Origin of the sequence: Nostoc sp. 'Lobaria pulmonaria (5183) cyanobiont' (assembly GCF_002949795.1) — a bacterium.
In the GTDB taxonomy this organism is placed as follows: domain Bacteria; phylum Cyanobacteriota; class Cyanobacteriia; order Cyanobacteriales; family Nostocaceae; genus Nostoc.
In genome coordinates this window covers 3610358-3636028 of record NZ_CP026692.1, presented here as the reverse complement: position 1 = coordinate 3636028, position 25671 = coordinate 3610358, and the positions used below count along the sequence as shown (strand labels likewise).

General features: G+C 42.1%; 15 protein-coding genes and 2 pseudogenes. 12 read left to right on the top strand and 5 right to left on the bottom strand.

Annotation, left to right across the window (positions count from 1 at the left end; genetic code table 11):
* Nucleotides 1-99: 99 nt before the first annotated feature.
* A pseudogene (locus NLP_RS15975) lies at nt 100-525 on the bottom strand (RNA polymerase sigma factor); the annotation flags it as partial.
* Nucleotides 526-729: 204 nt separating this feature from the next.
* Here NLP_RS15975 and NLP_RS15970 point away from each other — a divergent pair.
* The 3 genes and pseudogenes from NLP_RS15970 to NLP_RS15960 all read left to right on the top strand — a co-directional run.
* Nucleotides 730-954, top strand: a complete 225-nt coding sequence (locus NLP_RS15970; RefSeq protein WP_104907250.1) for an indolepyruvate ferredoxin oxidoreductase subunit alpha — start codon at nt 730-732, stop codon at nt 952-954.
* Between the two features lie 77 nt (nt 955-1031).
* On the top strand, nt 1032-1760 hold the full coding sequence (locus NLP_RS15965; RefSeq protein WP_104907249.1) for an ABC transporter ATP-binding protein: 729 nt from the start codon (nt 1032-1034) through the stop codon (nt 1758-1760).
* 342 nt (nt 1761-2102) lie between these two features.
* Nucleotides 2103-2329 (top strand): annotated as a pseudogene (locus tag NLP_RS15960) (IS4 family transposase); the annotation flags it as partial.
* An 87-nt stretch (nt 2330-2416) separates the two neighbouring features.
* Here the strand turns inward: NLP_RS15960 and NLP_RS15955 are convergent.
* The gene (locus NLP_RS15955; RefSeq protein WP_104907248.1) at nt 2417-3949 is read right to left on the bottom strand and encodes a SagB/ThcOx family dehydrogenase; all 1533 of its coding nucleotides are present in this window, start codon (nt 3947-3949) and stop codon (nt 2417-2419) included.
* A 232-nt stretch (nt 3950-4181) separates the two neighbouring features.
* Here NLP_RS15955 and NLP_RS15950 point away from each other — a divergent pair, with 232 nt between their 5' ends.
* The 3 genes from NLP_RS15950 to NLP_RS15940 all read left to right on the top strand — a co-directional run bounded on the left by NLP_RS15950 (nt 4182) and on the right by NLP_RS15940 (nt 7635).
* Nucleotides 4182-5018 (top strand): alpha/beta fold hydrolase, encoded by an 837-nt coding sequence (locus NLP_RS15950; RefSeq protein WP_104907247.1) that lies wholly within the window; start codon nt 4182-4184, stop codon nt 5016-5018.
* A 252-nt stretch (nt 5019-5270) separates the two neighbouring features.
* The gene (locus NLP_RS15945; protein ID WP_104907246.1) at nt 5271-6989 is read left to right on the top strand and encodes a serine/threonine-protein kinase; all 1719 of its coding nucleotides are present in this window, start codon (nt 5271-5273) and stop codon (nt 6987-6989) included.
* A 331-nt stretch (nt 6990-7320) separates the two neighbouring features.
* Nucleotides 7321-7635: a YkvA family protein gene (locus NLP_RS15940; RefSeq protein WP_104907245.1), complete on the top strand. Its 315-nt coding sequence runs from the start codon at nt 7321-7323 to the stop codon at nt 7633-7635.
* A 115-nt stretch (nt 7636-7750) separates the two neighbouring features.
* Here the strand turns inward: NLP_RS15940 and NLP_RS15935 are convergent, their stop codons facing one another.
* Both NLP_RS15935 and NLP_RS15930 read right to left on the bottom strand, forming a co-directional pair.
* Nucleotides 7751-8128 carry a GxxExxY protein gene (locus tag NLP_RS15935; RefSeq protein ID WP_104907244.1) on the bottom strand — a complete coding sequence of 126 codons (378 nt, stop codon included), beginning with the start codon at nt 8126-8128 and terminating at the stop codon, nt 7751-7753.
* A 41-nt stretch (nt 8129-8169) separates the two neighbouring features.
* On the bottom strand, nt 8170-11376 hold the full coding sequence (locus NLP_RS15930; RefSeq protein WP_104907243.1) for a glycoside hydrolase family 15 protein: 3207 nt from the start codon (nt 11374-11376) through the stop codon (nt 8170-8172).
* A 515-nt stretch (nt 11377-11891) separates the two neighbouring features.
* On the opposite strand from NLP_RS15930, the gene NLP_RS15925 reads away from it, so the two are divergent.
* The 6 genes from NLP_RS15925 to NLP_RS15900 all read left to right on the top strand — a co-directional run bounded on the left by NLP_RS15925 (nt 11892) and on the right by NLP_RS15900 (nt 24225).
* The gene (locus NLP_RS15925) at nt 11892-13589 is read left to right on the top strand and encodes a hypothetical protein (RefSeq protein ID WP_104907242.1); all 1698 of its coding nucleotides are present in this window, start codon (nt 11892-11894) and stop codon (nt 13587-13589) included.
* A 17-nt stretch (nt 13590-13606) separates the two neighbouring features.
* Nucleotides 13607-14920, top strand: coding sequence for a hypothetical protein (locus NLP_RS15920; RefSeq protein WP_104907241.1), 1314 nt, complete (start codon nt 13607-13609; stop codon nt 14918-14920).
* Nucleotides 14913-20606 carry a DEAD/DEAH box helicase gene (locus NLP_RS15915; RefSeq protein WP_104907240.1) on the top strand — a complete coding sequence of 1898 codons (5694 nt, stop codon included), beginning with the start codon at nt 14913-14915 and terminating at the stop codon, nt 20604-20606. The genes NLP_RS15920 and NLP_RS15915 overlap by 8 nt, the downstream gene beginning before the upstream one ends.
* A 501-nt stretch (nt 20607-21107) precedes the next feature.
* Nucleotides 21108-22460 (top strand): magnesium transporter, encoded by a 1353-nt coding sequence (mgtE, locus tag NLP_RS15910; RefSeq protein ID WP_104907239.1) that lies wholly within the window; start codon nt 21108-21110, stop codon nt 22458-22460.
* 117 nt (nt 22461-22577) lie between these two features.
* On the top strand, nt 22578-23612 hold the full coding sequence (locus NLP_RS15905; RefSeq protein ID WP_104907238.1) for an aspartate carbamoyltransferase catalytic subunit: 1035 nt from the start codon (nt 22578-22580) through the stop codon (nt 23610-23612).
* A 172-nt stretch (nt 23613-23784) separates the two neighbouring features.
* Entirely contained in the window at nt 23785-24225 is a 441-nt protein-coding gene (locus NLP_RS15900; RefSeq protein ID WP_104907237.1) for a pentapeptide repeat-containing protein, read from the top strand.
* A gap of 65 nt (nt 24226-24290) precedes the next feature.
* Here NLP_RS15900 and NLP_RS15895 read toward each other — a convergent pair whose 3' ends face one another.
* The gene (locus NLP_RS15895; RefSeq protein ID WP_104907236.1) at nt 24291-25631 is read right to left on the bottom strand and encodes a TldD/PmbA family protein; all 1341 of its coding nucleotides are present in this window, start codon (nt 25629-25631) and stop codon (nt 24291-24293) included.
* Nucleotides 25632-25671: the final 40 nt, after the last annotated feature.

Below are 25671 nucleotides of genomic sequence, written 5' to 3'. Positions count from 1 at the left end.
GGTGTAGAGAATGAAACAGGGATGCTCAAAGTAAAATGCGATCGTTGGAATGAAAATGCCTCTATCTTGACAGAAGAAGTCTTGAAAGCAGATGCCTGCTTATTCTGGTGAGTTTAGCGTTGTTTTCAAGATATTTCTTGCTCTGTGGAGGCGACTCTTAACTGCTTCCACAGTAATACCCAAAGTTGTGGCTACCTCTGCCGTTGTCATTTCTTCTAGATCGCGCATGACAATCACTTCTCGGTAGATAAGGGGTAAGTTTTTAATAGCGATCGAAATGTCCTGTGCGATATGCACTCGATCCCTACTTTGTTCACGTTCGTCTGGTGGTTCTGGGACAGTATCAAGTGGCAATTCTTTCTGCCTAATTCTGAGTAAGCGATAGCACTCGTGCTTGACGATCATAAATAGCCACGAAATAAAGGCACTAGCTACTCGTAAGGAACCAATCTTGCGCGACATAATCCACAACGTTTCTTGGAGCGCGTCTTCTGCATATTCTGGCGTGGCACACAAGGTATGGGCAAAACGCCTGACATTATACTACCGCAGATGCACGAATCAAATTGAAGCGTCTTTATCCCTCAATTATTTATTGACAGACTACTAGTAATGAATAAAAATTGCAGTCTTATGCAGACTCACCTTGACACCAGTATCTCCAATCCCCAGTCCCCACTCCCCTGCTAGGCTAGAAACAGCCGATACACAAGAGAGGGAATCGAGAACATGCCGCATACAATTGTTACAGAAGTTTGTGAAGGCGTCGCTGACTGCGTAGATGCCTGTCCAGTAGCTTGTATTCATGATGGCCCAGGCAAAAATGCCAAGGGAACTGATTGGTACTGGATTGACTTTGCCACTTGCATCGACTGTGGCATCTGTCTCCAAGTTTGCCCAGTAGAAGGGGCGATTCTTCCAGAAGAACGACCGGAGTTGCAAAAAACCCCATAATAGTTCATAGTCAACAGTCAATAGTTAATAGTTATGCTTGACTTGACTGTTGACCAATGACCAATGACAAATAACCAATGACAAATGATTATTTATTAGAAGTTCAAAATGTCCACGCTGGATATATCAAAGATGTAGATATCCTGCAAGGTGTAAATTTTCAGGTTGCACCAGGGGAATTGGTGACAGTGATTGGCCCCAACGGTGCGGGTAAATCTACTTTGGCAAAAGCAATTTTTGGGCTTTTGCTCCCCCACACAGGCACAATTACCTTCAAAGGTGAAAATATCGTGGGGCTAAAGTCCAATCAAATTGTCCAACGAGGAATGTGCTACGTACCGCAAATCGCCAATGTTTTCCCTTCTCTGAGTGTTGAAGAGAATTTGGAGATGGGTGCTTTTGTGCTTAACGTTCCTTTGAAACCAATTAAAGATAAAATATTTATTATGTTTCCTAGATTAAGCGATCGCCGTCGTCAACGTGCTGGTACTCTCTCTGGAGGAGAACGCCAGATGCTAGCGATGGGCAAAGCTTTGATGTTGGAACCTGGTTTGCTGATTTTAGATGAGCCATCTGCTGCTTTGTCGCCGATTTTGGTGACACAAGTGTTCGAGCAGATTAAACAAATTAATCAGGCAGGTACTGCGATCGTATTAGTAGAACAAAATGCTCGTAAAGCTTTAGAGATGGCTAATCGTGGATATGTATTAGAATCGGGACGTGATGCGATATCCGGCCCTGGTGAAGAATTGTTGAATGACCCGAAAGTGGGTGAGCTATATCTGGGAGCAGGTAAGAGACATTAACCCTTTTTAATCACTCTTGCCCCATTCAACATAACACCAGCTTAATATCGGAGCTTTACCAGTCTATAGCGATGACTAGGTTGGGCTGCGCCGACGCTATCTATAACTAATACAAAAGCCATAACACTACCTGCCACTGCCGCGACCGTCGTTTTCGATGCTCAAAGAATTCTCCCTAATAATCCGTTTCTAATCACATCTACAGCTAGTCGAGATGCAAAACAGGACATTCATTCAGGAAAAACTGACAAAAACGTAAATTACCCGGATTTACCAAAATCCCCATTCGCAATTCGCAATTCTCAATTAGGTCATGGATGGGTATTTAGACCCCAACCATAAATTAAATGTATAGGTATCCAAAAATATGTCGGTCGAATTAAAGAATCTAGACGGACTATTCGCCGTCATAGCAGTTTTTATATTGGATTATATGGATCTAATTGGGTCAATTTCATGGAAGATGACTACGAGTTAGTTGCCGAATTAATTGATACTAAGTCCTAACAAGCACAAGTACTACCAACAAGGAAGAAAGGGCGATGAGGCTTATTTTATCTCCATCCTAGCCCTTTTTGTAGCCCCGTAAGCTTGCACAGAGACGTAAAAAACATAGAAAGAAACTCTCTGGATTCTTTGCACCTCTGGGATTATTTTTATCTTGGGCGTCCCAATGTAGTGATATATAAAGCAGCTTCATCAGCAGGAATACCCAAAACTTCATTTACTTGATCGTCAAAGAATCCACCGATACCACTGACGCCTACATTCAGGTGTATTGCAGCTAAATTGAGGCGTTGTCCCAAATGACCGGCATCCATGTGCAAGTAACGGTAAACGCGATCGCCATATTGTGCGATCGCAGCTTTCAAATCGGCTGTATGAAATAATACCGCTGCTGCATCCCGCCCTAATTCTTGTCCTAAACAGAGAAAATGTAACTCTCGCCGAAAGTTTTTAAAGCGAATTTGACGTAATTCTTGGGCTTTGGGTGCGTAATAGTAACAACCCGCTTCCAATCCTTTGACTCCGCAAACAGCAATGAACGTTTCGATTAAATTCAAATCAAAGTAGTCTGGAGAAATATCTAAACTTTGGTCGATGTAATTTTGCGGCTGGTAAGTGAAATCGAGTAAACTTTTCAATTCATCGAAGCTTAAATCATCACCATTGTAAGCGCGGGTAGAGCGTCGCTTATACATAGTGCTTTCCAGTTCTGATAGTTTTTGTCCCCAGTTTATCGGTGCAGTGGTGGTGGGAATTTTTAAACAGAAAGGAAAATTGTATTTATCCTCTAAAGATTTTTCTTGTTTAATAGTTGGTAGATTAAGATTACCAGTTACACCTGATTGGATCTGGGTGTGTCGATGGAAATATGTTAGTAGCTCGCCATCGGGGATTTGAGGATAACTAGTTTCGGTAGCCGAAGGTAAAGCAGTACATCCCAATGGTAAATTTTGATTAACATCTAACAAGTCTGCCAGAGGTAAGACAGCGATCGCACCTTCTTGTTGCGGATCGACATAAAGCAGATCGTTGACCGATTCATCGACAAAGCCGCCGATTAAATGGGGGCGATAATCAGTAACCGCACTAGCTAACTCGATATTACCCAACAGATGTCCCGTATCCAGAAAAATCCGACGGTAAGCCCGATCTTCATAGCGCCACGCAGAACGATAGAATACCGCAGTCACAATAATTGCTAATTGGGTATTTTCTAAAGAAGGATGCCAGAAACAAGCTGCTTGGAGAGTTTGCCAAACATCACTTTCCCAATAATGCATGAGAGAATGAGTTCGACACTGGTAGTTATATAGACCAGGCGGCAATAACGACGTACCACGGGAAACCACATACACCTCAGCAGGGTATAGTCCGCCTGCACTGGGAGCAGCGCGTAAATACACTGCACTACCCATAGAAGGCATTTTCGCCGTCAATCCATAACTGCGAAACAATAGCCGTGAAAGTCTTTGCCACCATTGAGCATCTGGGTTATTCGCATAAGTCTCTGTTTTTTCTTGGATATAGGGTTTGAGATCAAAAGTAGAGCCAATTTTGTACTCTTTGAAGGGCACTGGCTGTTTAGTCCAGTCTAATCGCTGACTTTTGGAAGCGAGAGTCTCAGGATTGTATTTAGTCCGTTCGTGATAATGCTGGGCAATTGATTGGTGTAATTCTGGCATAGTACTTTTAATATCCTTGGGGCATCCTTTTCTTGATCTTGGCATTCATTAGCCTCATTATTTCGTGTCAATTGGTACAATCCTCAGAGTCATAAAATGGTAAATGGTAACAATTGAATTGGGGATTGGGCATTGGGTATGGTTATTCTCCTTGTCCCCCTGCTCCTCTGCTCCCCATCTCCTTCTGCAATACCATATAAACGCAAAACTATCTAAGCCTGGATGTGCAATGATGCCTGTACGTCAAACTTTATCAAAGCCTGATATCCAACTTTCTTATTTAGAATGGAATCAAGGTCAAGAACCTTTACTGCTGTTACATGGCTTAGGCGATCATGCTCTGGTGTGGTCTAGTTTAGGAGATTACTTGGCGGCGGAATACCACATAGTTGCGCCAGATATGCGTGGACATGGCCAAAGTAGTAAACCAGAGATAGATTATAGCTTTGAGAGTGCGATCGCAGACCTTGAAGCACTCATGGATAGTCTTGGATGGACTTTTGCCCATATTGTAAGTCACTCGTGGACAGGAAAATTAGCCGCTATCTGGGCAAGACAAAACCCAAAGCGTTTACGGAGTATAATCCTGGTCGATCCAATTTTCATCTGGAAAATGCCTAGTCTTCTCAGGGTAACTTTCCCAATGTTATATCGCTTCTTGCCTTTTCTTAAAAGCATGGGCCCCTTTGCCAGTCAGGAAGAAGCCGAACAACAAGCACGGCAATTAAAGCAATATCAAGGATGGACTCCCTTACAAGAGCAAGTTTTCCAAGCAGGAATAGAACAAAAACCCGATGGGAGTTGGGGCAGCAAATTTACCATAGCCGCCCGCGACGGAATTTTTGAGGCAGTAATGCAAGTGCCTGGTTTTACAATTACCCTTGACACCCCTGCCCTATTCGTCCAACCACAACAAGGACTGAACCACCAAAATTGGCAAATTCAACCTTACAAAACTTATCTTCAAAACTTACGTATCTGCCAAGTTCCCGGCAATCATTGGCCGTTTTTGACACAACCAGAGGCATTTAACCAAACTGTGGCAGCTTTCTTGGCTGAACACAAATAAAAAATCTCATGATTATTGGACGGGATTATCATACAGCATCAGAAGAATTAATAGGAGCGATGTCTAGGGGGATTGGGCATTGGGCATTGGGCATGGGGGATTGGGCATTGGGCATAAGAGGCAGAGGTGCAAACGGGCAGAGGGGCAGAGGGGAAAAACTTACTGCAACTTCTCCTCTGCTCCCCTGCTGCCCTACTCCTTTGCTTTTCCACTCCCTGATCTCCCCCACTCCCTACTCCCTACTCTCCTGTCATGAGCCTTTGTATCAACCCTGTTTGCCCTAAACCAAATCACCCGAATAATCATCAAAACCGCTTTTGTCAAAGTTGTGGTTCCCATCTAGAATTACTAGGGCGTTATCGGGTGACGTGCCTGATGAGTGACAAAACAGGTTTTAGTAAAGTTTATGAGGCATACGAGCAAGATACCCCCAAAATTCTCAAGATACTCAAAGAAGATTTATCAGGCGACGCCAAAGCAGTAGAACTATTTCAGCAAGAAGTAACCGTGTTGGGACAATTCAAGCATCCCGGAATTCCCAAAGAAGATAGTTACTTCCAGTATCAAACTCGAAATGGTTTAGTGTTGCATTGCATTGCAATGGAAAAAATCGATGGCTATAACTTAGAACAATGGCTACAGCAGCAAAATAGCCCTATATCCCAAGAACAAGCCATAAACTGGTTAAGACAGTTGATAGAAATTTTAGATGTAGTACATAGCAAACAGTACCTACATCGAGATATTAAGCCATCTAACATCATGATTAGATCCCCCCTTGAGCAGGATTGGGGGAATCTAGTACTGATTGATTATGGCACCGCCAGTGAAATTAATAAAATCTACCAAGACCAACTAAGCAACGGCGACAAGATGCCAGCACTTATGTCATCTGGCTACAGCGCCCCAGAACAAATGAATGGTCAAGCAGTACCGCAATCAGATTTCTTTGCTTTGGGACGCACTTTTGTATTTTTGCTGACAGGATATCATCCTTTAGAGATGTATGATGTCCAGCAAAATTTGTTGCACTGGCAAAATCATGCTACCCATATTTCACCCTTACTATTGAATTTAATTGATTGGCTAACAGCATCGGAAATAGAAAAACGTCCTGCCAGTACTCAAGAAATTTTGCATTCCCTAGAAGAAATCGAAACTCAATTAACAGACACGACTCCGACAAATAGTAATATCATAGAATCTTCTAACGTTGAACATTTAACTGGAGATATTAATAACAACTCATTACATCCAAATAAGCAGCCGGAAAAAGTGCCTATATTAGGATTTTTTGCAGTTCTATTAGTAATATTAGGATTACTTAGTATAGTGGCTTTAGCCACGCGGAAATCAGATGTTTTTGAAACATCTGATTACAGACAATATCCAGAAAAAAAAGGTAATATCGATTATTTTTCTTATCAAGAAGGTAGGGATAGCCAGGGAAGGATAGCTGAGTTTAATATAGCCGTTTTATCACTGAAATATAAATGGCTTTTAGGTAGCAACTTTCAAATTAAATACAATGATGAGATTATTAGTATTGACCTTTTGAAGTTGAACTTAGAACAAGAAGGTATAGAGAAGATAATAGAAGCTCCCAATGAGATTATCTCTGTTGGCACAGCTTCTTGTAAAGGTGATAGATTAGTTCAAGAACGTGTGGCTTTAGAACGTTCTAAACAAATACAAATTTTGGTCAAAAATTTATTTATTAATACACCAAGTGTCAAAAGTTATCGCTTATTGAATTTGGGTCAATTTCAACGGAGTGATTGTCAAGCAAAGGATTTAACGACATATCAGACAAGTGTAATAATTATTGGTGTTAAAAGAGAATCATCAGGTGTTATTCTTGACGAGGCGCTACGGAATAGATTAGAAAAGAAGCCTTTTGCTGATTTTAAATTAGAAGATTATTCTTTGGGGTCTGCACAGAAGTTCAAGACTATACCGAGTAATTTATAAAATCTCTAGCAAAGTACAATCAGTACATAGGTATATCTCTTATGGGTAGAGCAGCAGATATCAGCACCAAGCGATTAATCAGCCTTGCACTCGAAAATTGGGTAAAAAAGGAGAAAGGCTTTGAATCTTACTCACCAACGCTAGTAGGAAAGGGGTTGTTCTTGTTCAGTCTATATTGGACTCATGTCTGTTTAGGATAAACCCGCTACCTACTTATTTATCTTTGTTGACAAATTACTAGTAGCGTCTTCCTAACTAACTAGGACGGTTATTCGCACCGTGAGTTTTTAGCATAATTTGTCAAAATAAAAGATAACTGGAGGTTCAAAATATGAAATTTTCAATCCAAGCACTTTACACCTGGTATCGCAGTGTACTTCGTAACCCAAAATACCGTTGGTGGGTAATTTTAGGAACGTTGGTCTATTTGGTCAGCCCATTTGATGTTCTCCCAGATTTTATACCCGTTGTGGGACAGATTGATGATGTTTTCCTCTTGACTCTGCTAGTTAGTGAGGTATCTGGGCTAGTAATTGAAGGCTGGAAAACTCGTAAGGGTGAGGTGGGTACTGAAGTACCTAATACTCCAGAGGGTTCTACTTCGACTGCAAGCACTATTGATGTTGATGCTGTTTCTGTTAAGTAGTTTTAATAAAACCCCTGCTTTTGGAATCTGAGGTGGGGGATATTTTTTTCAACGCAAAGGGGCGCAAAGGGAAGCGCAGAGGTTCGCAGAGGATGATAGAGAGTGAGAGGAGGAGTTAGAGGTTGTTGGCTACCCGTTTAATACCTTCTTTGAGGTGGAGGACGTTAAAGTTGAGGAGAAGACCTAGTTTGCAGTTTGCGAGTTTGAGGTAGGTTAGGAGTTGAACGGAGTGAATTGGGTGGAAGGATTCTACAGATTTAATCTCTACAATTACTTGGTTTTCGACAATCAAATCTAATCGATAAACACATTCCAATTGCACATCTTGATAGACTAAAGGCAATGGAATTTGCTTACCAACATTCAATCCAGCTTTCTTCAACTCATAATCCAAGCACTCCTCATAAGCCGATTCCAACAAACCAGGACCCAAAGCAGTATGCACCCTCATCGCACACCCAATAATCATCCCACTCAACTCATTCTCTCTCATCCTCTGCGTTCCTTTGCGTTTACCTCTGCGCCCCTTTGCGTTTAAAAATCTTTCACAAATTCCGTCAAGAACCTGAATGCCTTCAAAATATAACTAGCGCAATCTCTAGGAGAGGTATTGTAAAACGATCGCCATGCACTCGCCTTATCCTCATCATAGCGATCGCTACTTTGACTATGATTCTCTAACCACGCCAATCGCACTGCGTGTCCAATTAATACATCCAACACAATATATTCTTCGATTTGCAGCTTGGGATTATTGGCAGCGATCGCTCCTAATTCGATTAATGCTTCAATATTAACTTGGCGGTATTCTGAAGCTTCGATTTTATTCAGCAAATGCTCAACCAACAGAGCAAAATTTCTTTCCCCTGCTGTCATTTCCGACAGCATTATCTCACTATCTAAACGATTGCGGCGCTCTAATTTATCGCCAATTACTAGACCTTTGCAATGTTGCATTAACAGCCAAACTTGCTTAAAAAACTCTTTTGGTACGCGCCCCGTCGCACCTTCGGCTTGACGAAACCGCCGCCAACCGCTCGGCGGGACTTCTATTCCTTCGGCGATTCCCGGTAACACTACCCAAGCAATATCACTTTCTTTTTGTTTGACGTGCAGTGATTCTTGCTGGCGTAACAGGTTACTCATGCCAGTATATCCAGTTAATACCTGACGCAAGCGCATTTTAACTTCAAAGGGTGACAGTTGCATTAAGCGATCGTAAGCTTCATCTTGAGTGACATGTAATTCCTGCGCTAGTTCGCTGGTTATCAACAGGATCAGATAGCCGACTCTCAAGGTTAGTAGTCCCTTGAATAATTCGGGTTCTGAGCGAATTAAGATACCAAGATAGATTAAAATCTCTTGAGTCAGGACGCGATCGCGTATATCCTCACGACAAAAATGATTAATTTTATCGGCAATTTCATCGTGGGACATGGGTACGGTAATCAAGGACGCTTCACTGTAAGCTTTACCTACAGCAATTTGCTTACCTCGCACCAAAATACTCGTTACTGCATCTGATAGGCTGATATCAACCATTTGCCGTAACCCCGCAGCCCGACGCACTACTGCCCAAATGCCTAAATCTCCGGCTTTGGTGTAAACTTCATCTAGTAAATCGGCTACGGTAACGGGATATCCTGGGCCGCCATACCCTGTATCAAATTTCATTCCCTGCAAGCGAGTTAAAGTTTGCAATAACTCAATTTGTTCGTAGATATTCTCTGATGAGCGCAAATAAGAAAGTAATAACCCCAAGTTCGTTTCATACTCCATTTGAAATTCTTGGGTATGTCCTAAGCGCCAGTTTTTATCAGGATGATAAGCTAGATAATAGCAACGTGGGCTAGCATTTTTGACTGGCGATCGCGAGAATTCTGCATTTGGCAGAAAATCAATTCTTTGGATTCCTGCTGTTAGCATTAGCTGATTTAGCCGCCCTAATTTCACCCGCACACCGTTACAAACACCATCTTTCAGTTCTTGCATCAGTTCTAGTAATGCTTCCGAACCGGCTTCTAACATGGTGTGCGTCAACATTAAAGTTAGAGTAGGACGTCCTAAATCGCTCCAATATTTTTGAATGTAAGCTAGTTCGCCTCTAATTTGATCCAGCAAAAAATGGTAGTCAAGGGTTAAGTAAAACTGTTGAGAATCTGAGAATGAAGGCAAAAATACAATTGTTTCACCGCTAATCCGAAAGATTCTAGATGTTGTTAAACTCCGCAGCCGCCGCACTGGCCGCCCAGTTAAACCAAGTTTATTGTTACGTCCAATTTGGGTATAAATAGCGGAAAATTCTCCAGCTTTTCTCACTTGAATCGGTTCTACTTGGGTGGGTGTTTGCGCTTCAATTCCGTGAACTTCTAATTTCGTTTGTAAATCTTCATCTTCTGCTAACAAGGCAATTTGTACCAATGCTTCACGCTGTTTGCCCACACACAAATGTCTTCCCAAAGGGTCAATATCACCAACTGCTATTAAACCTTCACTCAACATTTGACTGAGAAGATATAAACTCTGCGCCCACACCAAAGGAATATTTTCATTAGGCAAACGTGGTTGCGTTTGGGGTGATAACTTTTCTGCTTCTATATTTTCTGCGGTAACATAATAAAGTTCTGGCAATAAACGCAAACCATCTTGTTCTATGAGTAATGATTCTAAAAGCTCTTGGTATTTTTTAACTTGTTCTTGTTCGCCACGAAATAATCCATCTAGAACTAAATAAGTGAAAAATAACGGCCATTCGCATTCAATATGCTCAAATTGCTTGAGTTCCCACGGTTCGTAGTGCAAGCGCTGATGATCTTCTAAAACGGTTTGGTGTCCATCACGCAGAAAGCGTTTGCAGCCGTATTTACCTGCGAGTTTATTGATAATATCGTTTAAGGTGCGATCGCGTAACTCCAAATCTTCTACCGCAAAGGCAGGATAACTAATAATACTTAACAGCGCTGCATCAATTTCTTTGGAACCAGATTCTCTTGGTAATAGTGATTCTAAAGTAATCCGGGCACGGGCGATTTCATCTGGTAGCACATGAATCACCGATGCTTGACTACCACGCACACCAAACAAATCCAGTCCATTGATAGCTTCTAAAGCAGCTTTTGCCATGCCTACAGAACTGGCATTTAACTCCGCATTGCCACGATTAATTTTATTCCCACGTTCCCAAATGCCGTAATCTGGTGTGCGGTAAGCTCGTCCAATATAGTAAACCAAATTTTGGACGAAATTCACTTCATCAATCGTATAAATTATTTGTAATCCTGCTGCCGTCATTTGCGCCAATATCAGCAAAAATATAGATGTGGCATCAAGTTGCAAATGTCCCCATTCATCATCACCAACAACAATATCACCAGTCGCAGTATTATATTTGGCGTGTAGTCCATCTAGTAGCGACTGAGTATGTTTAAATGTCTCTACTTTATGAGCCTGTCGCATCATCGCAAACAACAACCCGCGCATTAGTTTAATGACACTGTGTTCTAATTCATAGGTGCGTCCTTTGTCGTCGTCAATCTTGCGGTATGCAAGTCCTAAACCCCAAACTGCCAAAATGCTGTAAACATTGTCTCGCACCCAGGCATCAGTATAATCGCCGTGGGCTGTAATCGCTGTACTCGCAGGTAGTAAACCAGTAATCGGATTCTGCCGAGTCAGAATTATCGTTTTGATTTGCTGGTAGTAATAGTCCAGGCGAGCTAGCAAATTGGTAGATGTTTTCATGATTTGGTTCAGAACAACTTGCAAATGACCCTATGGCTGCGAGGTGAATTATCTAAACCAAGCCAGAATAAGTTCTGTAATGGTTGATGAGACAACAGCTGAGGGTGGTGTGAGTTTATTATTATCTCTTGTTAATAGGTTTCCGGGTACTTAATTTTAGTGATCGCCAACGAAAATATTATATTTGTTCAAATCTTCATGAATATAAGTAAAATTTTATACTTATACTTTCAGCTTTTTAAGGCATAACGAATTCTTTTTGTTGATAATTAACTTAGATAGACGACTAGTAGTTTCAGTTAAATTACGTATGCAATGGTAACTATTCTAGCTTTATAATAATTTTTAAGTTGGAAATAAAATATTTGATTGAGTGGCGAAGTAAACAACAAGCCCTCATCAATGATTGCCTGTGTTATTAAACATCATTTCCAATTAAATTTTTAAGTGCCTACTTACATTAGAAAAATTATCACCAATTATGGTGATTTAACGAGCGCTTGCATTAAACCCAAATGGCGAATTATACAGATTGGAATCAGGCTTTAATTGATTATTTTATCAAAGGTACGCCACAGGGTACAAAAATTTATTTGAGCGTTGATGAAGATGTAATAGAACGTATTGGCTATCATTTTGGACAATCATCTACAAGTGGTACTTGGGTTGATGACTTCTGCACAGCAGTGAGAAGAAAAGTCATCTTTGAGGGACAGGTTAATTTGCAGCATTTAAAAGGGCGTGATTCGCAAGGATTACCCAAAGGAGTTGCTTTTTTATGCGCTACAATTTTAGCCGCTTCACAAATGGCTCAAGAAGAAAATACATCAGAAACTAATTATTTCAAACGTTTACGAGAGATTTTAGCCTTGCCTGGTTTTGCTCGTCCATTGGGGATGAAATTTGGTAATGAAGCTGAAGAACCCCTTTGGCGCGAGTGGAATCGTTGGCTAATGGAAGATAGATTTTTACCTTCAGCAGAACGGGGGCGTGGTGCTTCAACTACCTATATTAATTATCCGATTTCTCAATCCTTACTGCGTCGTACTGATAAAGATAAATTGCGAAAACTATTCCAAGAGAAGCAATGGCAAGCAGAATGGGATGCCCAAACTTTGTTTGATCATGTTCGACGAGAAGCAGGGGTATTTAGCATCCATTTAAAAGATTTACTGACGGAAAATAAGCAACGCCATGAGGCGATTTTGGAAGCGTTGCATCAAGTTTATGAACAGTGGAAAGCTCAAGGATGTCCTACGGCAGACAAGAATAATTATTGCTCTTGGAGTCGTCATCTTTTCTGTGGTTTATATCGGGCTGAAGATATATTTTTAGGTCAGGTAGATTATTCTCTTTACCCCAAACAGCAGCGAGGACGCAGCCTAGAATCAGTAGAGGTTAAACAGGGAGATAATACTCACTCATTAAGAGAAGAACGCCGTGGATGGTATTCTCCTTTAGAGTATTCAGTCAGTCAGAAAGAGTTAGAAAATGGTGCTAAATACCAAATTACTTCTCAAGACGATCTAGATTACCTAATTTTGCCTGCTCGTGACTTTTGGATACTAATTCCCGATCCTGAAAATCCTGATTCTGGAGCTTATGCATCTTGGCAAGCCCCATCATTAGGTACTCCGTTTATTCTCCTGTGCAAACAAGAATTGCTCAGTGATATTCAACGCTTGCAAGATGAGCATTTACTAAAGTCGAGTTGTACACCTCAGCCGATATTTAATAATTCTGGATGGGTAGAACTTCAGCAGTGCATGGTTGTTTCTCAAGCTTGGGATGGAGTCTTCATCAAAAATCAAACTCTTAAGTATGCTTTGCAACCAAGTGTCAAATTATCAATTAGTTTGTCTGGCGGCTTGCGCGTACCCAAAATTGGCGCTTGGCTTGTGAATCATGGGCCACAAATTACTATTTTTGGCTTTTACCGTAACGCAGAATTAAAAGTAACTCGATTATCTGATAATCAGGTAATTGTTGATAGTTCGCAACTTGCAAATACTTCTATATCGCTGAATTTTTCCCATCCTGGTGATTATCTAATAGAAGCTAATTTTGTAGGTGAATCAAGTCAACGTTTAATCAAAATTGTAGATTGGGATTATCTTACCATAGAAAAATATGTGCCTTGTGAAGTGTTCAAAATTGATTGTGCATATCATATTTGTGGCAGTGTAATAGAGCAAAAAATTTCAACGATTTAGAATTAACATGGTGCATTATGCCACAAGTCAAAAGATGGTATACAGGATTTTATTACCGGGGAAACCCACAAGACCTAATCAACCAAATTTCCGAACAAGTACAACGTCAAAATCTTAGTAAAATCATACCGCTTTTGCGAGTAGAAAAGGGAGCTAAACCTCGGAAAGAGTTTTGTTTCTTTCTCGCAATTGAAAATTGCCAAGTAGGTGAATTACCTACAGAATTACAAGCAAGTTTACTGAAATTATCGTGTTTTCAACGTCCTATCACAGGGAATCGCGGCTTCACTTATGAACAGATAAAACCGATGGTTGGTGTAGCTCATGATGTTCGTGATTATACCAGCCCTATTCCTTATGAACTTAGACAAAATCTCAGTGCTGAGAACCCGTTTGAATTAACAGAATTACACTCTATTAATCATTCTGATGCTGATTGGGTGAAATCTTCCCAAAATAGCGATCGCTTCTTATACTGGTTATCAACCCTCGGCAATGGTAGCTGGGAATCCTTTCAAAAAAGCTGCAATGCACTCCAACTTCAGGAACCTAAACGCATCTTACGACGGTTACGCTTATTAGGACATCTTGAATCTTCACTAGACGGTTCCAAATGGTCGGCGGCTCCTTCAAGCTTTGTTAAAATTAACTCAAATAATACCGAATTTATACTGTGTGGTCAACGCAGTATGAACTTACTCAAACAATTAGAAGAATATGGTATTGTAGCATCTATTACTCATCAACCCAGAGGGGAAGCACCACCCTGCATTCAATTGGTGGTGAATAACCCTGATGCGATCGCAAATAATTTTCCAATCATCAATGCGGGTGAAGTATCCACACGACTTGCCCAAATTCTACCTGATATCGCTACTTGGCAGCAAAATCTCAGGAATATGCCAGTAATTGTGCCGAGTCGGTGGGAATGGAAGCACTTTGACGGTGATGATTTTGAAATCTGCGGTATTCCTCACGAAACAGGGATGTATCAGATGTGTGATGAAAACCGAAACCTCCGCTACACCCTTTTTTACAACCAAAACACTAACACTTGGCATCAAGGTGATTGGTATGGTTTGCGCTTTCTAGCTTTGTATTATCATGGTGCATCTTGCCAAGCTCATTACAATTTTGCTACAAAGTGTTTGGCAATACCAGTAAAGCAGCGCTGGCCTGAACTATATGAACGTGCTTTGGTGCTGGCATCTGGACAACTGCCAACATATCAGGGCAACTGGCTGCTGTATCAAAACGTGAGTGGGGAAGTTGCCCATCAATTGAGTCAAAAGCTAAATGTTAAATATGAAGAGGCTTTAATTTGTGCATGACGTAGTTGGAGCGTATCAAAGACTTAACCATATCTATCAGCTGTATATTAAAAGTGCCTTTCCACTACGTTATCGCTCTTTAGCGGCAGAACGCGATCGCCTTTTACAACAACCAGGTATTTTAAGCCAACCACCTTTAATAGAACCAGTTCCCATTTATCCCTCATCTGGGAGAGACTTACAAACTGCTGCCAAACAACTGCCTGAAAAATACCATGATTTGGCACAACTGGGAAAAATGCTATTTGAAGGGGGAATCGAACTTTATCAACACCAATGGGAAAGTTTAAAAGAAGTTTTAATCAACCAAAAAGATTTAGTTGTTACCACTGGTACAGGTTCCGGGAAAACTGAGTGCTTTTTATTACCATTACTCGCCCATTTAGCATGGGAATCCAGCACTTGGGAGGCAAGTCCGCCTCCACCAAGTAATCATTCCTGGTGGGATGTTCAAGGCGATCGCGTTTCTCAGTGGAAACACGTTACTCGCCCAAAAGCTATGCGAGGTTTAATACTCTATCCCCTCAACGCCTTAGTAGAAGACCAATTGCGACGACTCAGAAAAACTTTGGAAGCGCCACAAATCCACAATTGGCTAGATAGAGAACGCGGCACAAACCGGATCACCTTTGGGCGTTACACTGGACAAACCCCGATTCCGGGTGAACCAACACCTGATAAAATCAAAAGACTGCGAAACGAATTAGATGAGTGTGCCAAGCAGCAACAAAATCTACTTCAGGCGAATTTATCTTTAAATCCCGATTTACCTTACTACTTTCCCCGACTTGATGGTGGCGAAATGTGGTCACGTTGGGATATGCAAGATACTCCACCCGATATTTTAATTACTAACTACTCGATGCTCAACATTATGATGATGCGGAGCATTGAAAATGATATTTTTGATATAACTCGTGATTGGCTGGCAGAACCAAATCATCCAGAACGGCAATTTTTCCTGATTATTGACGAATTACACGCCTATCGTGGCACTCCAGGAACAGAAGTTGCCTATATTTTACGCTTGCTTTTTTCACGGTTGGGTTTAACACCAAATTCGCCAAAGCTGCGGATAGTCACGACTACAGCAAGTTTGGATGATAACCCAGAAGGAAGAAAATTCCTGCGCGAATTTTTTGGACGTGATGACAAACAGTTTGCTTTCATCACTGGACAACAACAACAGCCAAAAGCCAACGCCAGAAAATCTCTGGTTAAATATCAAAGTGCCTTTGCAGAATTTGCCCAGTCTGTGCAGCCCGATCCATTACAGTCAATGACACAGCCAGATCCAACGGCTAATAGTGTGGCTATGTCTACCTTAGCTAGCAAGTTAGGATACTCCAAATCTGGAATTAGTGAAGAACAGCAACTCGGTGAGGCTTTAGCGATTGTTGATGCAGGTGAAGCTTTGCGCGATGCTTGTCAGGAAGTCGATCGCGTTGTTCGCCAAACTAATCAGCCGTCGGTTCGGGCGGCGAAAGTCAAAGATCCCAATAAACAAAAACAGCAAACAGATTTAGATAACGAACTTTTCCCGAATGCTGCGGCTAATAGTTTGGTATCCGACTCCATGCGGGGACTACTATTAGCATTGGGGATGTCAAAACTGAGTAATGGGCGATCGCCCCAACCTGTGCGCGGACATTTATTTTTCCACAATTTGCAAAGCCTATGGGCTTGCTGTAACCCCAGTTGTACCCAAGTCGATCAAATTCAGCGACAAAGCGATCCACCAACCATTGGTGCTATCCATGCTAACCATCGCCTCAGCTGCGGTTGTGGTTCTCGCGTTCTCGATTTAATTGTGTGCGAAGTCTGCGGCGATGTCTTTTTGGGAGGATACAAAAGTACTCGTAAGCTAAGTAACCAGACAGTAGATATCCTTACGCCAGATCAGCCGAACTTAGAAGGTATACCCGATTTGGTTGTGATGAATCAACGTTACGGCAACTATCGGGTATTTTGGCCATTACCGGGAGAAACACTAGCCTGGACTACACAACCTCAAGTTTTAGAATGGAGTGTTGATCGGATAAAACGCCAGTGGGTGAAAGCAAAGTTAGACAAACAAACAGGCGTACTCATTCAGAATGCTACACCACCGAAAACTGATGAGATTCCAGGGTGGCTGTATCAGGTAAAGGGAGATGATTTAGATCAACCAGCACTACCAACAAAATGTCCCCGATGTGATGCTGACTACGGTAAACGAGATAAATTCCCGACTCCTTTACGTATCCACCGCACCGGCTTTCAAAAGGCTTGTCAAGTTATTGCTAGTGGATTATTGAGAGAAATGCCAGCACCGTCTCAACAGGGATTAGGTAGTTCTCGCAAGTTGGTAATATTTTCTGATAGTCGCCAAGATGCAGCTAAACTGGCTGCGGGAATGGAACTTGACCATTACCGCGATATGGTGCGCCTACTACTAATCCAATCATTTTATCAATATTGGGATGATTTGATCGCCTTTTTGCGGATTACTGCTGCTAATAACCCAGCCAGTCTTGCGAAATTGCAGACTTTAAACGCTAATCTTTATAGTGCTGTTACCCAAGCAGCAGATGATATGACTCGGCGCGATCGCTTTGCTAATGCTAATCCTACCTTAGTTACAGAGGCGCTTTTCTGGCTGATGGGTTTACCCGCCAATAATCAACAGGCGAGTAGTGCGTGGCTTGGTTTACTCAAACGCTATCCCGAACGCATTCCATTGTTGGAATTACGGCAAAAAGTTAGAGATGCTTTATTAGAGTGTGGTATTTGTCCCGGTGGATCAAGTTTTCGCGCCTTGAGTTACTGGATTGGACAAAATCAGGGTCAGCAACGGTATTCTTGGTTTGAATGCTACAACTGGACTGGTAATTCGGTGACGAGAATTTTTCCAGCGACACAAAACCAGACTGACCATGCTACCCGACTGGAAGATATGCTCACTGCTGAACTGATGAATCCATTGTTTGATCACATGGTACGCACAATGGAGGGTTTTGGGCAAGGGTGGGTCAGCTATCAACCGCTAGAGAATACACCATCTAAAATAATTCAAGCTACTGATGCAGTTATCAGACAATTAGGCATCCGTCGCCGACACCAGTATTCTAAGTTTTTTTATCCTGGAACAGATCACAACTTACCCGGCTATGCCCAAAAGTATATTGAGTCTACAGGTTTAAAACCTCAAGATATACAACAGCAATTACTCCAATCACAGGCTGGAATTGCGGCTAGTGGTAATTTGTCACTAGATCCAAATAAACTTTATTTAATGCTACCGTCGGATAAAAATCAGGGATATCGGTGCGATCGCTGCAATGCATTCTATCTCCATCCTGCTGCTGGCTTATGTCCTGAATGTAATAGCCGTAGTAACACCAACAAAAATCCTCAACAACTTGGTGCTGGAAACCCAACTGGCGACTTCGATTACTATACCTATCTTTCCTTAGAAGGTCAGCCCTTCCGCATGAACGCCGCCGAGTTAACTGGACAAACCGACCGAGATCAACGTACCAAACGCCAACGCTGGTTTCAAGACATTTTTATTAATGATGAAATCTCCCGCGTCCAAGGCATCGACCTTTTAAGCGTCACAACTACAATGGAAGCGGGTGTTGATATCGGTGCGCTGTTGGCAGTGATGATGGCAAATATGCCACCCCGGCGCTTCAACTATCAACAGCGAGTTGGTCGGGCCGGTAGACGTTCGGCTGGAGTTGCCTTAGCTGTAACTTTCTGTCGCGGTAGAAGCCACGATGATTTTTACTTTCAACGCCCAGAAAGTATCACAGGCGATCCGCCACCACCTCCCTATGTTGATATGACTAGCGTTCCCATTTTTGAACGGGTTCTGATCAAGGAAGTTTTACGCCAAGCCTTTAGCGATTTAGGTATTAGTGCTGCTAATGGAGGTGACAACGTACACGGTGAATTTGGTAGTGTAATTGATTGGAATAATTACAAACCAGATATCCAAGATTGGTTACACGACCCCAAGAATGAGCCAGCCATAATCAGTATATTAGATAGCTTGCGAGTCCAGACAGCTTTACCCAACGCCAGCAATGCCCAGATGTTGAATTTCCTGCGCGATGATTTAATTCCAGAGATTCAAACAGTTGTGGAAGACGATACTTACACCCAAGATAAGTTAAGTGAACGTTTAGCAAATGCTGGGTTATTGCCGATGTTTGGCTTTCCGACGCGGGTGCGATCGCTTTATACTCGTTTTCCCACACGCGCCAACCAATGGCCACCAACAGAGGGAGTAGTTGATCGCAATCTAGATATTGCCCTGAGTCAATTTGCCCCTCGTTCCCAAACAGTTAAAGATAAAGCTGTGCATACAGCCTGTGGTGTAGTCGAGTTATATCCCCAAGGTAAGAATATAGATTCTAAACCAGGACTTGTGCCAGCCCTCACCCAAGAGAATAAATCTTTAGGACTTTGTGCTAACTGTCAAGCGGTTATCTACCCATACAAATTGTTAAAAAAACCACATCCAGGAGGTCAGGAACCACCAAAAGATACCTGTCCAGTCTGCGGGGTGGATGCTTTGCGTTGTCTAGATACTAGAGAACCCAAGGGATTTTTTACTAACTTGCAACCCGAAGACTTTGATGGACAATTTGAGTGGCAACCAAACGCAACCAGACCATCTTTAAGTGTGAATGCTGAGGTGGGCAATATACAGCGTATCCTTAACGCTTCCGTGTCTGCATTTAATGAGCACATAATTTCTGTAAATGACAACGGCGGCAATGGCGGATTTGACTTTCAGAATGCCTTAATTTATGGTAAGCCCAAACCCGGAGCTTATGCCGTTCATTCAGATAAGAATAGCTCAGTAACTACTTATGGTTCTGCCTATCGGGTGGCGTTGTTATCTCGCCGGAAGACAGATATTTTGTTGGTAAATATTGAGGAATGGCCTACTGGTGTTTTTGCAGATCCAACCACAGTTATTGGACGTGCAGCTTGGTATTCCTTTGCATTTTGGTTGCGGGTAGCAGCTGCCACCCAATTAGATGTGGATGCAATGGAGTTGCAAGCTGGGTTCCGATCGCTAGAGCAAAATGGAACTGCGATCGGGCAGGCTTTTTTGTGCGATCATCTAGAAAATGGGGCAGGATATTGTCGGTTTCTGGAAAAGCCAAAAGAATTTAAAAAATTGATGAATTTGGCGAATCCCAATATTCTTAATAGCATTGCCAACAAGTGGATAAATCAGCCACATGGAAACGCCTGTGATACATCATGCAACTTATGTTTGCGAGATTATCAAAACCTTGCTTATCACGGCTTATTAGATTGGCGACTGGCTTTAGATATGGCGCAATTAGTGTTATCAGCCTCATCTGCAATTGATCTCAATTCCCCCAACGGCAGTATTCCAAATCCTTGGAGTGAACTATATCAAGGGATGAATGCACCAATTACTGCTACCCTGCAACGCCTTGGTTACGGCTTACCCACTCAGTTCGGAACTCTTACAGGTTACGTACACCAAAATCAAAAACGTCAGACAATCCTGATTTTACGGCATCCTCTGTGGCAAGATAACCATCCTGAGTGGATTGCATCAGAAGCGATCGCCAAAGCTCAAACACCTTACCACGACTATGAGGTGAAATCTGCTAACCCATTTCTAATTCTCCGTCGTCCAGGTGACTACGCATGAAGTTGCTTGATACCAAATACTACTTGTATAGATGTAGTAATACTCCAGGCTAGCAAAAATCTAGCTAGAAGCCTTGAAAAGCATAGTTGCTATTTTGGCTTCTCTATCAATGCGTAAGTCATAAAAAATTAATTAGTTTGTTTACATAATAAATATCCTAGTTTGATTTATTACACCCTAAGATATTTACTAAATACCCTGATGCTATTTCAGATGGAGAAACTGGTTTTTTCGTTGATGAAAAAGACGATCAAGCTCTCGCAGAAAATTAGATATAGCTAAAAAATGTACATAAAGCTACTAAAAATCTAAAAAATTCTCAGTATCTACCGGACTGCGCTATTCCGGGTTAGGATGATGACTAGCAATGCTTTGATTTAGCTATCGATATTGAATTGTTGAAATTTTATGGACCATAGTCCACAAGATGGCAGTATCAACCTCCTCTGAGCTGTGGCGAGGAAGTCTCCCAGCGCGGGAGAGACTAAGGAGATATATATTATGCTCACAGAAGATATTCGTGATTTGTTGAGTGATACTACCGATTTAAACCAGTTGAAATGGGATTTAAATCGCTTGCAACCTGTGGATGTGGGAGAATACATTACACAATTGCCTGAACAACAACGGGCGATCGCATTCCGTTTACTCAACAAAGGTCAGGCAATTGATGTATTTGAATATCTGCCGACACAGGTACAAGAAGAACTAATTAATTCCCTACATGATGTCCAGGTGGTGCACCTTGTAGAAGAGATGAGTCCCGACGAACGGGCAGAATTATTTGATGAACTACCTGCTGGGGTAATCAAACGGCTATTACAAGAACTGAGTCCAGAACAAAGGCAAGCAACAGCAACGATTCTCGGCTATCCAGAAGGTACTGCTGGGCGGGTGATGACAACCGAATATGTCCGGTTACGGCAAGGATTGACTGTAGGCGAAGCCTTGAGCAAAATCCGCCGTCAGGACGAAGACAAGGAATCGATTTACTATGCATACGTCACAGATGACAACCGCACACTAGTGAGAGTAGTTTCACTACGTCAATTGCTGTTTACCTTTCCCGATGTTTTCATCAAGGATATTTCTAGCGATCGCGTCATCAAAGTTAGAACTGAAACTCCTCAAGAAGAAGTGGCGCGAATTATGCAGCGCTATGACTTAATCGCGATCCCCGTCGTCGATCGAGAAGACCGATTGGTGGGCATTGTCACCATTGATGATGTTATGGATATTTTGGAAGAGGAAGCCACAGAAGATATCCAAAAACTGGCAGGTGTGAGTGGTGATGAAGCAGCTTTATCCTCTCCCTTACTCACCATCCGCAACCGCTTACCTTGGCTGTTGGGGATCATGGCACTATATATTGGTGCAGCCAGTGCGATCGCGCCTTTTCAATCTATAATTGCCGCAGTGCCAGTTCTAGCAGTAATCATGCCGATTTTTTCTAACACTGGTGGTACTGTCGGTATTCAATCATTAACGGTGACAATCCGCGGCTTGGGAGTAGGAGAGGTAACACCCAAAGATACCTTAAAAATTCTTCGCAAGGAACTTCTAGCTGGTTTAGGTACAGCCTTAGCTTTAGCCACAACGATGATCCTGCTTTCCTTAATTTGGGCGCGACCCCAAGAACGATGGGTGGCTTTAATTGCCGGAATGGTAATGGCAACTAATACAATTGTGGCTGTCACACTCGGCACTTTACTGCCAATGGGTTTGACACGGCTGAAGCTTGACCCTGCTTTGGTTAGTGGTCCGTTAGTGACTACAATGCTAGATACAATTGGGTTTTTAACGTTCCTCAGCCTAATTTCTCTAGCTTTAAACGTTTTCCATTTACCAACATGAAAGGGAATGGGGCATTGGGCATTGGGTATTGGGCATTGGATATGAGGCAGAAGGGAAAGACTTGCTACAATTTCTCCACTGCTCCCCTGCTCCCCTTGTCCCTACTCCCCAAATTCTATGCCTACTACTACCTGGAATCGTCATCATATTCTTTCACTGGCTGACTTTACTACTACTGAATACGATACAGTTTTGCAAACTGCTGCCAGTTTTCAAGAGGTGCTATCACGGCGGACAAAGAAAGTGCCAACTTTGCAGGGACAGGTAGTGGCGAATTTATTTTTTGAATCGTCTACCCGGACTCGCAGCAGTTTTGAACTCGCAGCCAAACGTTTAAGTGCGGATACGCTGAACTTCGCCGCCGCCACATCTTCTATGACTAAGGGAGAAACAATTCTCGACACGGCGAAAACCTATTTGGCTATGGGAACTGATATTATGGTAGTCCGCCATCGAGAGGCAGGAGTACCAAATGCGATCGCGGCTGAAATGGATCGTCTAGGTGTACGAGTTAGCGTCCTCAATGCTGGTGATGGTCAACACCAGCATCCTTCCCAAGCACTGCTAGATTTATTTACCATAACTACTCTAATTGACCCACATCGTCCCCGACTGGAACTTTTAAAGGGGAAAAAGATTGCCATTGTTGGAGATATTCTCCATTCTCGTGTGGCGCGATCGAATATTTGGAGTTTAATTGCCAGTGGTGCCGAAGTGCATCTGGCAGCACCACCAACCCTTTTACCTAAATTCTTTGCTGAGTTTATCTCGGAGGAAGTAGAAGGTAGGAGTCAGGAGTCAGAAGTCAGGAGTTATTCCCCCAATCCCCAACTTTTTTTACATTGGCAGCTAGAACCAGCTTTGCAGAATGCCGATTTTGTCATGACTTTGCGCCTGCAAAAGGAACGGATGACGGCTCATTTATTGCCAAGTTTGCGAGAATATCACCAACTGTTTGGCATTACACGCACAAAACTGCAACTTTGTAAACCTAATGTCAAAGTTTTGCATCCAGGCCCAGTCAACCGTGGTGTTGAAATTAGTTCTGAATTGATGGATGACCCAGAATTTAGTCTGATTCAATCACAAGTTACCAGCGGTGTTGCTGTTCGGATGGCACTCTTGTACCTATTAGGTAGCGGCAAGGTTTAATATAATTTCAGTTGGAAATTTCCTCCCATCGGACTACCTAATGGAAGAATACCTAGTCTTATGGAACTTATATATTCCTCCGATCGCATGAGGACAGAATTCTGTAATCTTGGCACACTGGTATCGTAGAAGTTCAGAATTTAATGACTTCTAGAAGTGTCCGAGGTAAATTATGAAACGAATTTTTTTGACGGCAGCAGCCTTACTCAGCACGCTATCCTTAGCTGCTCCCATTCCCGTCAAAGCAGAAAATTCCGCCCCTGTCCGCCGCTTGTTAGAAACTAGAGAATGTTCCGGATGCAATCTAGCAGGAGCTAACCTTAAAGGCGCTCATCTAATCGGTGTTGACTTAAGAAATGCAAATTTAAAAGGAGCTAATCTCGAAGGTGCTAACTTAGAAGGTGCAGATTTAACTGGAGCTAATTTAAAGTCTGCTAATCTCACACAAGCATTTGTTAGCGATACGATGTTAAATAATGCCAATCTCACCAACGTGAATTTGAGTAATTCCCGTTTATATAATAGTGACGTAGATGGCGCTGTTTTAGCTGGTGTTGATTTAAGCGGTGCTGATGTATTTAATACTGCCATTAGCATTGGTGGTGAATACTAATGGTGAGTCATGATTTCCAAGTTAAGAGTTAAGAGTTAAACTCTTAACTCTACACTTCCTAAGTTTTATTCGCCGGTAATCGATAGTTCATTAACCCAGATTTTCGGGCAAACCCCACCTGGCGTTAACTCTGGCTCTTTTTCTACATAAATAATTGACTTCAAAAGTTCCAAGAAATCGCCAGCAACAGTTGCGGACTCAATACTCGTCCTTACTCCCTTATTAACTAGCCAACCATCAAACGGCAAAGAAAAGGAACCTTGCAAGGATTTAACTCCAGCATGGAGAGCTTGTAAATCATCGATAAAAATCACATTTTCAGCAGTTTCTAAGCTCAACTCTTGCTCAGGAGTTGCTGTTGAAAATACGTGATAAAAATTGGGACTAACGCTGACTTTTGCGCCAATACTAGCATTACCAGTTGGCTGGGCATTTAACCTTTTAGCAGTGCCTGCACTGTGGAGAAAGCTTGTTAAAACGCCATTTTCAATTAGCGAAATCTGACGAGTGGGAGTTCCTTCGCCATCAAAACTTTCCGCACCAACGTTAGCTGGGTGCAGTGCATCATCAACAACCGAAAGCAGAGGAGAAGCTATTTGCTTACCTAAATCATCAGGAGTAGATAGACTTTGATTGTCTAAAATACTTTGGGCATTGAACAAGTTAGAAAAAGCGCCCAACAGACTTAAGAAAGCTTCCGCAGAGAAAACAACTCGATATTTACCAGTTTTGATTTTTTCATAATTCAAGTGACTGATAGTTTTATCGGCAGTTTCTTTGATGCAACCATTAATATCTAGATTATCTAAATTTTGGTTGATTCTAAAAGCGCCTGCACTGCGCGGTTTTTTGCCATCTTCCTCAGTTTTGCTGTACAGATAAACTGATGACAAAGAGTGAGATTCAGTTCTCACTGCGCCGTCGCTATTGAGATAAAATCTGTCAATATCTCTTTGTGACAAACCATTATAAGGTACACCTTTAATTGCTGGATGGGCCGCTAGTAATTCTTTTTCAGCTACCAACAATTTTTCTATAAGTTCAGCAACAGGTGCTTGGGATGTTTTAGCCTGAGGTTTACTTGAAATCGGAGTAGTAGCCTCTGGACTAAAATCAGGAACATTTTCTTTAACACCAAAGAAACTAGCTTCGTAGGCAGTTTTCAAAGCTAATTCCAGTCCCTTGGGGTCTACATCTGTGGTGCTGGTGACACCCATTGTATTCTCTTCATTCCAGACACGAACAGTAACACCAGAGCGATTTGAAGCTTTGACCTGTTTTGGCTCACCTTGGTCTACTTGCACGCTAGTGTCATCAACTGTTGAACCATAAATGTCGAATTTCTTGATGCCAAGCTTATCAGCATTGTCCTTGGCAGAATTTGCAATTTCATTGATATTCGGCATAGTCAATTTTTAGATTTTGGATTTTAGATTTTGGATTGGA